A 13247-nucleotide genomic window follows, 5' to 3' on the forward strand; every position below is an offset into this window, starting at 1 on the left:
CGTCGGGTGCTCGCCGGGCCACCCGGTCCGCTACGCCTCGCCGCCCGTCGGTCCCGGCGGTACACCCGGTTCCGTCGGCCCGGTGGGCGTCGGCTCCACGGGCGGTGTCGGCGAGGGCGTGACCACCGGGGGCGCGGTCGTCGGCGTCGTAGGCACCTGCGAGGTCGGCGCCGGAGACTTCGACGGCGTCGAGGACGGCCGGCGCGACGGGGTACGGGCCGGGGTCTGCCCCGGGGTCGGTGCGACGCCCTCCTCGGTGGTGGGAGGTTCCGCCGGCGCCTGCGGTGACGTCGGCTCCGGTACAGGAACGTTCCCGCCGGTACTCACGGCCGTCGACGGGGCCGTCGGTGACGGCGTCGAGGACACCGCCGGGCCCTTCGGCGCGGCGGGGGTGTCCGGCGAACTCATCGCCAGGGCCGCCACGGCGGCGAGCACCACGACGGTGAGCGCCCCGGCGGCGGCCAGCAGCAGCGGCTTGCGCCGCCCGGATTCCGGGGCGGAGGGGTGCACCACCGGCGCCACGGCGGGGAAGGGCTTCTTCGGCGTGAGCGGGAAGGCCTCCTCGAACACTTCGGACAGCGTCGAGGGAGCCTGCGAACGGCCCGTCACGGGGACCACGGGAGTGATCCGGGTCACGGCTTCGGCGGCGCCGGCCGCACCCGCTCCGGCCCCGCCGACCGCTGCGGCCCCTGCGCCGGCTCCGGCCCCGGCGCTCAAGGCCCCCAGGGCCCCGACGCCCGTGCCGCCCGGCACACCGGCGGCCGCGGACGCACCGGACGCACCGGCGGCCTTGCCCTCAGTCCCACCGGCACCCGCACCCCCGGCCGCACCACTACCCATACCCGCCGCACCGACACCGGCACCGGCGGCGGCACCTGCACCCGAGCCGCCCGCCGCAGCGCCGCCCGGCATGCGGGCCCCGGCACCGGCGCCCGTGCCGCCGCCGGGCACGGCGCCGCCGGAGGTCGGCGCGCCGCCCGGCGCGGCGGCCGGCGGCTCCAGGCGCAGCGGCGGCGACACCGCCACCTCCGCCGCCTCGCGGTCCGCGACCAGCGCCAGCGCGCGCCGCCCGGCCACCGTGCCCCGCTTGTCCGCCAGCGCCCCCCGCAGTCCGGTCGAGGTCTCCAGCTCCGCCCGCGCGCGGTCCAGGCGCCCCTCGCACAGCGCGAGCACCCCGAGCTCGTGGTGGAAGTACGCCTGCTCGGCGACCTCGCCCGCCTTGCGCGCGGCCTCCGCGCCCGCGCGCAGCACCCGCTCCCAGGCCTCCCAGTGCAGCGAGGCGGCGAACGCCGGAGCCGCCGTCCGCGCCAGCAGCACCGCCGCCACCACGTCCGCGCCCGTCAGCGCCGCCAGGACCGCGTCGGCCTCCGCCGCGACGCGCTCCGGGGTCACCGAGGCGTGCCCGGTCCACCAGGCGTAGTGCCGGGCGGCCGTACGGGCCTCCTCGGGCGCGGTCTCCCCGTACCCGACCTCCTCCAGCTGCCGGGCCACGCCGGCGGCCAGCCGGTAGCGCGTTCCGACCGGCGTGAGCAGGCCGCAGGCCAGCAGTTCCGCCACCGCCGCGTCCGCGTGGGTGTCCCCCACCAGCGCCGGCAGGTGCGTGTGGTGCGGCAGCTCCCCGCCCAGCGCGCACGCGATCCGCAGGGCGGCCCGCGCCGACTCGCTGACCCGCGAGGCCAGCAGCTCCGCCGGTGCCGCGCCTTCGGCGGGCGTGGGCAGCGGCACCTCCACGGCGTCGCGCGGTCGCTCCTCGAAGACGCCGGGCTCCTCCTCGTCGTCGTCCTCGTCGGTGCGGTTCAGCTCGTCCCGCTGCCGCAGCAGCGCGGCGGCCTGGACGAAGCGCAGGGGCAGACCCTCGGAGGCGAACCGCAGGTCCCCCGCCCAGGCGGTCTCCTCATCGGTGAGCGGCCGTCCGACGCCCGCTTCGAGCAGGGCCAGGCAGTCGGCCTTGCCCAGCCCGCCGAGGAAGACCTCTTCCAGGTGCGAGTCGTCGGACGGGGCCCGGGTCTCGGGGGTCGCGGCCAGCAGATAGGCGCACTCGGGGGTGGCGCGCAGCAGCTCGTCGAGGGCGGGCCCGCCGATCTCCAGGTCGTCGAGGAGGACGACGGCGCCGATGTCGCGGACCCGGGCGAGCAGCTCGATCCGGTCCGGCCGTTCGTCCGAGGACTCGTAGACGGCCGCGTACAGGGCGTGGAGCAGCTCGACGGGCTGCTGCTGCCCGTGCCCGGAGAGCCGTACGACGCCGTCGGGCGCGAGGGACTCGCAGGCGGCGGCGACCGTGTCGAGAAGTGAGGTGCGGCCGGAGCCGGCGGGCCCGGTGAGGCGTACGGAGCGCCCGCGGCTCAGGAGCCGGACGAGCCGCTCCTTCTCCTCCTCCCGCTCCAGCATCGGGTGGGAGGGTGCCGGGGCGCCAGGCAGCGCGGGCGGCCGTGCGGCGGAGTTCCGGGCCCTGCGCGCGGCCGTGTCCCGCTTGGCGGGGCGGCCGGTCCTCGTGCCGGGGCGCAGCGGCTCGATCTCGCTGCCGTCGACGGGGTTGACGGTGAGGGTGAAGTCGCCGGCGGTCAGCGTGACCACACGTGCGGGGGCCGTCGCGGGCCCCGTGGACTGCTCGTCCGGTTCGGCATGCCCCTGTGTCCGGTCCATGACCAAGTCCCCCGATCGCGGGCCGCGCGCCTCGCCGTCGTACTGCCCGGCCTTCGCACACCCGCGTCGCTTCTGGTCCGGTTTCCGCCCGAACCCTAGACCGTGCCCGGTCCCGCCGGAACCGCCGGGGTGCCTTCACCACCGGACCGTTACGTTTCCGCAGGAAACCGGAGGCCCGCCCCCACACGGTGATCACACCCTGGGGAGGGACTCCGCTTCCAGTCCGCCCTCGATCGCGAGGATCCGGTGCAGGCGGGTGGCGACGAGCAGCCGCTGCATCTGGGGCGGCACCCCGCGCAGGACGAGCCGCCGCCCGGTCCGGCCGGCCCTCCGGTGGGCGCCCATGATCACGCCGAGTCCGGTGGCGTCCCAGGAGTCGAGCCCGGTGAGGTCGAGCACCAGGTCGCCGTGGCCGTCGTCGAGGGCGGAGTGCAGGACCGTACGGGCGTCCGCCGCGCTGCGCACGTCGAGACGGCCCCCGACAGCGAGTTCGGCGTGGTCGCCCCTGATGTGCATGTGTACTCCCGGCGGTACTGCGTACGTATGGTCCGACTGGTCCGTGGTCGGCAACTCTCACTGCAACTGACTGCCGCGCGGGCGAGGAAGTTGCCGACCGTGAGCGAACCGATACCTAATTCACCCCGACGGGTGAAGGCATTCGAACGGTGGTGCTCAGTGGCCCGGTCCGGGCCGGCCCGGCCTCAGTGCTTGTAGAAGCCCTGGCCGCTCTTGCGACCGATGTCGCCGGCGTCCACCATGCGGCGCATCAGCTCCGGCGGGGCGAACTTCTCGTCCTGCGACTCGGTGTAGATGTTGCTGGTGGCGTGCAGCAGGATGTCGACGCCGGTCAGGTCGGCGGTGGCCAGCGGCCCCATCGCGTGGCCGAAGCCGAGCTTGCAGGCGATGTCGATGTCCTCGGCGGAGGCCACTCCGGATTCGTACAGCTTGGCGGCCTCGACGACCAGCGCGGAGATGAGACGGGTCGTCACGAAGCCGGCGACGTCGCGGTTGACGACGATGCAGGTCTTGCCGACGGACTCGGCGAACGCCCGGGTGGTTGCGAGCGTCTCGTCGCTGGTCTTGTAGCCGCGCACGAGCTCGCACAGCTGCATCATCGGGACGGGCGAGAAGAAGTGGGCGCCGACGACGCGCTCCGGACGCTCCGTCGCGGCCGCGATCTTGGTGATCGGGATGGCGGAGGTGTTGGAGGCGAGGACGGCGTCCTCACGCACGATCTTGTCCAGGGCGCGGAAGATCTCGTGCTTGATCTCGATCTTCTCGAACACGGCTTCGACGACGATGTCGACGTCGGCGGCCGCGTCGAGGTCGGTCGTGGTGGTGATCCGCCCGAGAGCGGCCTCCGCCTCCTCGGCCGTCAGCTTCCCCTTGGAGACGAACTTGTCGTACGAGGCTTTGATCCCGTCCGTGCCACGGGTCAGGGCGGCGTCGGTGACATCGCGCAGCACGACGTCCCAACCCGCCTGCGCGGAGACCTGCGCGATCCCGGAACCCATCAGTCCGGCACCGATGACGGCGAGCTTCCCAGCCACTGCACACCCCTCGTTCTTGAAAAAACAGCCCAGTCTCGTAGCCCTCTCCGGCGGAGACTAGCGTCCGGGCGGTGCGCTGTGACCGCGAAGTAACACGCGTCACGTCTCAGATGACGGACATCACACCGGTACGGCCCAGCACTGCGGCGGAGGCCCGCAGTTGGTCCCCTCTACCCTGGCCGCATGGTGAACCTCACGCGCATCTACACCCGTACCGGCGACAAGGGCACGACCGCCCTCGGCGACATGAGCCGCACGGCCAAGACCGACCTGCGGATCTCGGCGTACGCCGACACGAACGAGGCCAACGCGGCCATCGGGACGGCGATCGCGCTCGGCGCGCTGCCGCAGGAGGTCGTGAAGGTCCTGGTACGTGTGCAGAACGACCTCTTCGACGTGGGCGCGGACCTGTGCACTCCGGTCGTGAAGGACCCGCAGTACCCGCCGCTCCGGGTGGAGCAGTTCTACGTGGACAGGCTGGAGGCGGACTGCGACGTCTTCAACGAGGAGCTGGAGAAGCTCCGCAGCTTCATCCTCCCGGGCGGCACCCCGGGCGCCGCCCTCCTGCACCAGGCCTGCACCGTCGTCCGCCGCGCCGAACGCTCCACCTGGGCGGCGCTGGAGGTGCACGGCGAGGTGATGAACCCGCTGACGGCGACGTACCTGAACCGCCTCTCCGACCTCCTGTTCATCCTGGCCCGGACGGCCAACAAGGAGGTCGGCGACGTGCTGTGGGTGCCGGGCGGCGAGCGGTAGCGGCCGCCCCCGCTCCCCGGGCCGCGTCGGCCGGCCTCAGCGCTCGGTCTTCGCGAGCGGGACGTGCTCCCCGGCACCGGCCGGAGCCTTCTTGGGCCAGACCGTGTAGGCGAGGGCGACCAGCGCGTGGATGCCGACCGCGCGCAGGGCCCCGGACTGCCACGCCTTCAGGGAGCTGACGTCGCCGGCGTCGCCGACGTACCCGATCGCGACCTGGAGCAGGCCCAGGGCGACGGCGGCGGCCAGGACGGTGCGGCCCCACAGCTTCCACTCGTGCGCGGCACGCGCCGCGCCGTACCCGGCGCCGGCCGGCTCGGGGCCGCCGGCGAAGCGGTGGGCGGCATGGCGGTCGAGCCACTTGACCGTGTAGTGGCCGTAGGCGACGGTGTAGCCGATGTAGAGCGCGGCGACGCCGTGCTTCCAGTCCGGCGCGGCCCCGCTCTTGAGGTCGAGCGTGGTGACGACCAGCAGTATCAGCTCCAGCAGCGGCTCGCACAGCAGGACCGCGGCGCCCAGCACGGGCTTCTTCGCGAGGTAGCGCAGGGCCAGGCCGGCGGCCAGCAGGACCCAGAAGCCGACCTCGCAAGCGACGATCAGGGCGACGATCACGGGGGTCTCCGTTCGGTTCGGTCGGTCCGGGGAGCCCCCGGCGATCCGTCCCTTCCAGATTCCCGCCCGGACCGGCCCGTTTCGTCGTCATCGGTGAGGAATGAGGACTGCATCCTTCGATGTAGCCCGATTCCCCCCAGCGGTCGAGGCCCGCGCCGTTCCCAACCGTGTTGGATGGGACCGTGACCCGGACGAACCCGCGCCCCCACCGCGACGACGTGCTGCTCGCCGCGGGCAGCGTGCTCGCGGGACTGGTCCTGTGGTCGCTCGGGGTCTACAGCAGTCCCGACCGCGACCTGCTGCCCGCCTGGGCCGCGCTCGTCCCCCTCGTGGTGCTCGGCTCGTTGGAGCTGGTGCGCCGCACCCTGCCCCGGCTGACCCTGCCCGTGGGTACCGCCGGACTGGTCGCGGACCAGTTCACGGTGGGCAACATCGCCACCGTCCTGATCTTCACGGATCTGATGTACGCGGCCGTCGTCTACGGCAGACCGGCGATGGCCCGGCGGCTCCCGGTGACCACGGGCCTGATCACCGTCGCGGTCACGATCGCCTCGCTCGTCTGGCTGCGCTCTGCGCAGGCGCTCCTGATCGGCGTGATCACCGGCATCGTCAGCTTCGGCCCGGCACTGACCGGCGCCACCCTGCGCAACCACCGCGAGGCCGCGGTGGCGGCCCGGCTGCGCGCCGAGCAGACGGCGCTGCTGGCCGAGATGGACCGGGCGCAGGCCGTCCTCGCCGAGCGCGCCCGGATGGCACGGGAGCTGCACGACATGGTCGCCAACCACCTGTCCGCCATCGCGATCCACTCCACGGCGGCGCTGTCCATCGACAGGGCGGAGACCAGCCGCGACGCACTCGGGGTGATCCGGGAGAACAGCGTCCAGGGGCTGGCCGAGATGCGCCGTCTGATCGGGCTGCTGCGGGACGCCGGAGCGGAGCAGGAGGCCGTCGCCACGCCCTCGCTGGACGGGCTGGACGCCCTGCTCGGGCGGGCCCGGGCGGGTGGCGCGGCGGGCGGGCTGGACTTCGTACTGCACGACGAGCGGCCCTGCGGCGAGCCCGTCCCGGCGCCGGTGGAGCTGGCCGCGTACCGGATCCTCCAGGAGTCCCTGACCAATGCGGTCAAGCACGCCGCCCCGGGCACGGTCACGGTTCGCGTGAGCGGCGCGGACGGACTGCTGTCGGTGCTGGTGGACTCGCCCTACGGGGACCGGCCCGGGCCCCGCGCGCCCGGCTCCGGGGCGGGGCTGGTCGGTATGCGCGAACGGGCGGAACTGCTCGGCGGTACGTTCACGGCGGGCCGGGACGGCTCCCGATGGCGGGTACGGGCGACCCTGCCCGCGAAGGAGAGGGCGGTGGAGGCATGACCATCCGGGTGGTGGTGGCGGAGGACCAGAGTGCGGTCCGGGCGGGGTTGGTGCTCATCCTGCGCAGCGCGGGCGACGTCGAGGTGGTGGGCGAGGCCGCCGACGGCGAGGAGGCGGTCCGCCTGGCCCGGGAGCTGCGGCCGGATCTCGTCCTCATGGACGTGCAGATGCCGAAGCTGGACGGGGTGTCGGCGACCCGCCAGGTGGTCGCCGAGGGGCTGGCGGACGTCCTGGTCCTGACCACCTTCGACCTGGACGAGTACGTCTTCGGGGCGCTGCGGGCGGGGGCCGCCGGATTCCTGCTGAAGAACGCGGACGCCGCGGAACTGATCGGGGCGGTTCGCACGGTCGCGCGCGGGGAGGGCCTGATCGCGCCGTCGGTGACCCGGCGGCTGATCGCCGAGTTCGCGGCTCCGCGGGCGCGGCGGCCGCAGGTCCCGCCGGCGACGCGGGCCGCCGTGGCCTCGCTGACGCCCCGGGAGCGGGAGGTGCTCGGGTGTCTGGGAGAGGGGCTCTCGAACGCGGAGGTGGCGGTGCGGCTGTCGATGGCGGAGGCGACGGTGAAGACGCACGTCAGCCGGCTGCTGGGCAAGCTGGACCTGCGCAGTCGGGTCCAAGCGGCGGTGCTGGCGCAGGAGTTGGAGCTCCCGGGTCGGGGGTGAAAGCGCCCCCCGACGAGGTCTGGACCTCTTGACGGTTGGTCCAGACCTTTCTACGCTCACCGCAACACTGTGGTGAGCGTGCCATGACAAAGCGTGCTCACGGGCGGCGCAGGTCCCACCCCCATGTCGCAGTCGGCCCCACGGCCGCGACGGACCTACGGAGGAGCACCCTTGAGCACAGCATCCCCACCCCGCACCGGGCGTACCCGGTTCTTCACCCGGGTCGCGGCGGTCCTCGCCGCCCTCGCCGTGCCCGTCTCCGGGCTCGTCGCGCTGGCCGGCCCGGCCCAGGCCGCCACCTCGGCGACCGCGACCTACACCAAGGTCTCCGACTGGGGCTCCGGCTTCGAGGGCAAGTGGACGGTGAAGAACACCGGCACCACCACCCTGACCAGCTGGACCGTGGAGTGGGACTACCCGGCCGGCACCTCGGTGACCTCGGCCTGGGACGCCGCCGTCACCAGCTCGGGCACCCACTGGACCGGCAAGAACCTCGGCTGGAACGGCACCCTCTCCCCCGGCGCCAGCATCAGCTTCGGCTTCAACGGAGCCGGCTCCGGCGCCCCCAGCGGCTGCAAGGTCAACGGCGGCCCCTGCGACGGCAGCACCCAGCCCGGCGACAATCCGCCCTCCGCTCCGGGCGCCCCCACCGCGAGCAACGTCACCGAGACCTCCCTCGCGCTGACCTGGGCGGCGGCCACCGACGACAAGGGCGTCAAGAACTACGACGTCTTCCGCAACGGCGCCAGGATCGCGACCGTCACCGGCACCGGCCACACCGACACCGGCCTGACCAAGGGCACGACGTACCGCTACTCCGTCACCGCCCGCGACAGCATCGACCAGACCGGCCCGTCCTCCGGCGAGCTGTCGGTCACCACGCCGGGCGGCACCACCGAGCCCCCGGACCCGAGCGGCAAGGTCAAGCTCGGCTACTTCACCGAATGGGGCGTCTACGGCCGCAACTACCACGTGAAGAACCTGGTCACCTCCGGCTCCGCCGCGAAGATCACGCACATCAACTACGCCTTCGGCAACGTCCAGGGCGGCAGGTGCACCATCGGTGACGCCTACGCCGACTACGACAAGGCCTACACCGCCGACCAGAGCGTCGACGGCAAGGCCGACACCTGGGACCAGCCGCTGCGCGGCAACTTCAACCAGCTGCGCAAGCTCAAGGCCCAGTACCCGAACATCAAGGTGCTGTGGTCATTCGGCGGCTGGACCTGGTCCGGCGGCTTCGGCCAGGCAGCGGCCAACCCGGCCGCCTTCGCGCAGTCCTGCTACGACCTGGTCGAGGACCCGCGCTGGGCCGACGTCTTCGACGGCATCGACCTCGACTGGGAGTACCCGAACGCCTGCGGTCTGTCCTGCGACACCAGCGGCGCCGCCGCACTGAAGAACATGATGCAGGCCATGCGCGCCAAGTTCGGCACGAACAACCTGGTCACCGCCGCCATCTCCGCCGACGGCTCCAACGGCGGCAAGCTCGACGCCGCCGACTACGCCGGAGCCGCGCAGTACGTCGACTTCTACAACGTCATGACGTACGACTTCTTCGGCGCCTGGGCGGCGCAGGGCCCGACGGCCCCGCACTCCCCGCTCACCTCGTACAGCGGCATCCCGCAGCAGGGCTTCAACTCCGAGGCCGCGATCACCAAGCTCAAGGGCAAGGGCATCCCCGGCTCCAAGCTCAACCTCGGCATCGGCTTCTACGGCCGGGGCTGGACCGGGGTCACCCAGGCCGCCCCCGGCGGCACCGCCACGGGGCCCGCGCCGGGCACGTACGAGCAGGGCATCGAGGACTACAAGGTGCTCAAGACCAGCTGCCCCGCCACCGGCACCATCGCCGGCACGGCCTACGCCAAGTGCGGCAGCAACTGGTGGAGCTACGACACCCCGGCCACCATCGCCGGCAAGATGACCTGGGCCAAGCAGCAGGGCCTCAAGGGAGCCTTCTTCTGGGAGTTCAGCGGCGACACCACGAACGGTGAGCTGGCGCACGCGATCCACACCGGGCTCCAGTAACCCCCCGGACGGGTTCCGGTGACCCCACTGACCGGACCCGGTGAAAGACGAAGCCGGGGGGACGGGTCCGCCCCCGTCCCCCCGGCTTCCTCACGTCCGCGGTACGTCGCCCCATGCGGCCGGGCACCGCGCGGGCACCGCACGGGCACCGCTCAGGCGACGTTCACCCGCTGGCCGGGAGGCGCCGCCTCCAGCCAGGCCAGGAAGCCGGTGAGCGCGTCCTCGCTCATCGCCAGCTCCAGGCGCGTCCCCTGGTGGCGACAGCCGAGCACGACGGCGTCGGAGAGCAGGGCCAGCTCCTCCTCGCCCTCGGGTGCGCGGCGGGCGAGGACCTCGATGGAGGACCGCTCCAGCAGCCGGCGCGGCCGCGGCGAGTAGCTGAACACCCGGAACCACTCGATCCGGTCACCGCTGTAGCGGGCGACCCCGTACACCCAGCCCTTGCCCGAGATGTCGGGCTCCTCGGCCACACCCCAGCGCATGCTGCAGTCGAAGGTCCCGCCGGAACGCTGGATGAGTCTGCGGCGCAGCCCGAAGACAAACAGCCCGATCACCACCAGGGCTACGACCAGGCCGCTCACAAGCAGAGCGAGGAGCATCTTCACCGACCTCCTCGCTCATCGACAAACCTCACGAAAAACGGACCCGCATCGCCTCAGCCGCGACCCGGTCTGGAAAATTCCAGCACGGACCGCGGCTGAGGTCTGCCGAACCCCGGAGGTCTACCTCCCGGGCCCAGCGGATAGAACTCCGACGGGCGATCAGCCCGTTACGGCGCGCAGCCGGACATCAGCGCGACGCTCGGCGGCCGCATCGGCCTCCGACTTCGCGCGCTCCAGTGCCCGCTCCGCACGCTGGACGTCAATCTCGTCCGCGAGCTCGGCGATCTCGGCCAGCAGGGACAGCTTGTTGTCCGCGAACGAGATGAATCCGCCGTGCACCGCGGCGACGACAGTGCCGCCTTCGCTGGTACGGATGGTCACCGGGCCCGATTCCAGCACACCGAGAAGCGGCTGGTGACCGGGCATGACGCCGATGTCGCCGGACGTGGTGCGGGCGACAACAAGGGTGGCCTCGCCGGACCAGACATTGCGGTCCGCCGCGACCAGCTCGACGTGCAGCTCAGCAGCCAAGGTGGCTCCTCGGGTCACCACCCGGCGGGTCGGCCGGGTGTTGGGTCAAATTCTAATGGGCGTGGAGAGGGGCGGGACACACCCGCCCCTCTCCGTCAAAGCTGCGAACCGGATGCGCCCCTCGCGGAGCGCGCCGGATCAGGAGACGCCCAGCTCCTTGGCGTTCGCCTTGAGGTCCTCGATACCACCGCACAGGAAGAACGCCTGCTCGGGGAAGTGGTCGTAGTCACCGTCGCAGATGGCGTTGAACGCGGTGATCGACTCGTCGAGCGGAACGTCCGAACCGTCCACGCCGGTGAACTGCTTGGCGACGTGGGTGTTCTGCGACAGGAAGCGCTCGACACGACGGGCACGGTGGACAACGAGCTTGTCCTCCTCGCCCAGCTCGTCGATACCGAGGATCGCGATGATGTCCTGGAGGTCCTTGTACTTCTGGAGGATCCCCTTGACGCGCATCGCCGTGGCGTAGTGGTCCGCCGTGATGTACCGCGGGTCGAGGATGCGGGACGTCGAGTCCAGCGGGTCCACGGCCGGGTAGATGCCCTTCTCGGAGATCGGACGGGAGAGAACCGTCGTCGCGTCGAGGTGGGCGAAGGTGGTCGCCGGCGCCGGGTCGGTCAGGTCGTCCGCGGGGACGTAGATCGCCTGCATCGAGGTGATCGAGTGACCACGGGTCGAGGTGATGCGCTCCTGGAGGAGACCCATCTCATCGGCCAGGTTCGGCTGGTAGCCCACCGCGGAGGGCATACGGCCGAGCAGGGTCGACACCTCGGAACCCGCCTGGGTGTACCGGAAGATGTTGTCGATGAAGAACAGCACGTCCTGCTTCTGCACATCGCGGAAGTACTCCGCCATGGTCAGACCGGCGAGCGCGACGCGCAGACGGGTGCCCGGGGGCTCGTCCATCTGGCCGAAGACGAGGGCCGTCTTGTCGATGACGCCCGACTCGGCCATCTCCTCGATGAGGTCGTTGCCCTCACGGGTACGCTCACCGACGCCCGCGAAGACCGACACACCGTCGTGGTTGTTGGCGACGCGGTAGATCATTTCCTGGATCAGAACGGTCTTGCCGACACCGGCACCACCGAACAGACCGATCTTTCCACCCTTGACGTACGGGGTGAGAAGGTCGATGACCTTGACGCCGGTCTCGAACATCTCGGTCTTCGACTCGAGCTCGTCGAAGCGAGGCGCCTTGCGGTGGATCGGCCACCGCTCGGTGACCTCGGCGTTCGTCTCGGGGTAGTTCAGCACCTCACCGAGGGTGTTGAACACCTTGCCCTTGGTGAAGTCACCGACGGGGACGGTGATGCCCTCGCCCGTGTTGGTCACCGCGGCCTGGCGGACCAGACCGTCGGTCGGCTGCATCGAGATGGTACGGACGAGGCCGTCACCCAGGTGCTGCGCGACCTCAAGGGTCAGGGTCTTGAGCTTGCCGTCCTCGGCCGGGTCTGCGACCTGGACCTTGAGGGCGTTGTAGATCTCCGGCATGGCGTCGACGGGGAACTCCACGTCGACGACCGGGCCGATGACCCGGGCGACGCGGCCCGTGGCGGCGGCCGTCTCAACAGTGGTCGTCATTACTTGTCACTCCCCGCGGTCGCGTCAGCCATGGCGCTCGCGCCACCGACGATCTCGCTGATTTCCTGGGTGATTTCGGCCTGGCGGGCCGCGTTGGCAAGCCGGGAGAGGCTCTTGATGAGATCCCCGGCGTTGTCGGTCGCCGACTTCATCGCACGGCGGCGGGCGGCGTGCTCGGAAGCGGCCGACTGCAGCAGTGCGTTGTAGATACGGCTCTCGACGTAGCGCGGCAGCAGGGCGTCGAGGACGTCCTCCGCCGACGGCTCGAAGTCGAACAGCGGAAGGATCTCGTCCTTCGCACCGCTCTCCTCCGCAGCCTGGTCGAGGCTGAGCGGCAGCATCCGGCCGTCCACCGCGTTCTGCGTCATCATCGACACGAATTCCGTGTAGACGATGTGCAGCTCGTCGACGCCGCCTTCGGCCGTCTCCGTCTGGATGGCCTCGATCAGCGGCCCCGCGACGCGCTTGGCGTCGGCGTAGGCCGGGCTGTCGGTGAAGCCGGTCCACGAATCCGCGACCTTGCGCTCGCGGAAGCCGTAGTAGGCCAGACCCTTGCGGCCGACGATGTACGTGTCGACTTCCTTGCCCTCGCCGCGGAGCCGCTCGGAGAGCCGCTCCGCCTGCTTGATGGCGTTCGAGGAGTAGCCGCCGGCCAGACCGCGGTCGCTCGTGACGAGCAGAATCGCGGCACGGGTCGGCGTCTCGACCTCGGTCGTCAGGGCGTGCTTGGTGTTCGAGCCGGTCGCCACCGCGGTCACCGCACGGGTGAGCTCGGTCGCGTACGGCATCGACGCCGCCACCTTGCGCTGCGCCTTGACGATGCGCGAGGCGGCGATCATCTCCATCGCCTTGGTGATCTTCTTGGTCGCCGTGACGGCACGGATGCGACGCTTGTAGACCCGGAGCTGCGCTCCCATG

General features: G+C 71.8%; 12 protein-coding genes. 4 read left to right on the plus strand and 8 right to left on the minus strand.

What is annotated here, in order from left to right:
- Nucleotides 1–30 precede the first annotated feature (30 nt).
- The 3 genes from ACWFQ8_RS01420 to ACWFQ8_RS01430 all read right to left on the minus strand — a co-directional run bounded on the left by ACWFQ8_RS01420 (nt 31) and on the right by ACWFQ8_RS01430 (nt 4193).
- Nucleotides 31–2643, minus strand: coding sequence for an ATP-binding protein (locus ACWFQ8_RS01420; protein WP_453784139.1), 2613 nt, complete (start codon nt 2641–2643; stop codon nt 31–33).
- Between the two features lie 192 nt (nt 2644–2835).
- Nucleotides 2836–3159, minus strand: coding sequence for an STAS domain-containing protein (locus tag ACWFQ8_RS01425; protein ID WP_267717808.1), 324 nt, complete (start codon nt 3157–3159; stop codon nt 2836–2838).
- Between the two features lie 185 nt (nt 3160–3344).
- Complete coding sequence (locus tag ACWFQ8_RS01430; protein WP_453784140.1) at nt 3345–4193, minus strand: 3-hydroxyacyl-CoA dehydrogenase family protein; 849 nt, start codon at nt 4191–4193, stop codon at nt 3345–3347.
- Between the two features lie 183 nt (nt 4194–4376).
- Here ACWFQ8_RS01430 and ACWFQ8_RS01435 point away from each other — a divergent pair, with 183 nt between their 5' ends.
- Complete coding sequence (locus ACWFQ8_RS01435) at nt 4377–4949, plus strand: cob(I)yrinic acid a,c-diamide adenosyltransferase (RefSeq protein WP_453784141.1); 573 nt, start codon at nt 4377–4379, stop codon at nt 4947–4949.
- A gap of 36 nt (nt 4950–4985) precedes the next feature.
- On the opposite strand, the gene ACWFQ8_RS01440 is transcribed toward ACWFQ8_RS01435, so the two are convergent.
- The gene (locus tag ACWFQ8_RS01440; RefSeq protein WP_453784142.1) at nt 4986–5558 is read right to left on the minus strand and encodes a hypothetical protein; all 573 of its coding nucleotides are present in this window, start codon (nt 5556–5558) and stop codon (nt 4986–4988) included.
- A 182-nt stretch (nt 5559–5740) separates the two neighbouring features.
- On the opposite strand from ACWFQ8_RS01440, the gene ACWFQ8_RS01445 reads away from it, so the two are divergent.
- The 3 genes from ACWFQ8_RS01445 (at nt 5741) to ACWFQ8_RS01455 (ending at nt 9615) form a co-directional block, all read left to right on the plus strand.
- The gene (locus ACWFQ8_RS01445) at nt 5741–6925 is read left to right on the plus strand and encodes a sensor histidine kinase (protein WP_453784143.1); all 1185 of its coding nucleotides are present in this window, start codon (nt 5741–5743) and stop codon (nt 6923–6925) included.
- Nucleotides 6922–7587 carry a response regulator gene (locus ACWFQ8_RS01450; protein WP_453784144.1) on the plus strand — a complete coding sequence of 222 codons (666 nt, stop codon included), beginning with the start codon at nt 6922–6924 and terminating at the stop codon, nt 7585–7587. The genes ACWFQ8_RS01445 and ACWFQ8_RS01450 overlap by 4 nt, the downstream gene beginning before the upstream one ends.
- Before the next feature lie 123 nt (nt 7588–7710).
- A complete protein-coding gene (locus ACWFQ8_RS01455; protein ID WP_453784145.1) occupies nt 7711–9615 on the plus strand; it encodes a glycosyl hydrolase family 18 protein in 1905 nt (634 codons plus the stop codon).
- Nucleotides 9616–9767: 152 nt separating this feature from the next.
- Here the strand turns inward: ACWFQ8_RS01455 and ACWFQ8_RS01460 are convergent, their stop codons facing one another.
- The 4 genes from ACWFQ8_RS01460 to ACWFQ8_RS01475 form a co-directional block, all read right to left on the minus strand.
- Nucleotides 9768–10214, minus strand: a complete 447-nt coding sequence (locus tag ACWFQ8_RS01460; protein ID WP_453784146.1) for a DUF2550 domain-containing protein — start codon at nt 10212–10214, stop codon at nt 9768–9770.
- A 162-nt stretch (nt 10215–10376) separates the two neighbouring features.
- Nucleotides 10377–10748, minus strand: a complete 372-nt coding sequence (locus ACWFQ8_RS01465) for a F0F1 ATP synthase subunit epsilon (RefSeq protein ID WP_281209075.1) — start codon at nt 10746–10748, stop codon at nt 10377–10379.
- A 138-nt stretch (nt 10749–10886) separates the two neighbouring features.
- Nucleotides 10887–12329 (minus strand): F0F1 ATP synthase subunit beta, encoded by a 1443-nt coding sequence (gene atpD, locus ACWFQ8_RS01470; protein ID WP_453784147.1) that lies wholly within the window; start codon nt 12327–12329, stop codon nt 10887–10889.
- The gene (locus ACWFQ8_RS01475) at nt 12329–13246 is read right to left on the minus strand and encodes a F0F1 ATP synthase subunit gamma (protein ID WP_453784148.1); all 918 of its coding nucleotides are present in this window, start codon (nt 13244–13246) and stop codon (nt 12329–12331) included. The genes atpD and ACWFQ8_RS01475 overlap by 1 nt, the downstream gene beginning before the upstream one ends.
- Nucleotide 13247 lies beyond the last annotated feature (1 nt).

Source organism: Streptomyces sp. NPDC055254, from assembly GCF_053606025.1.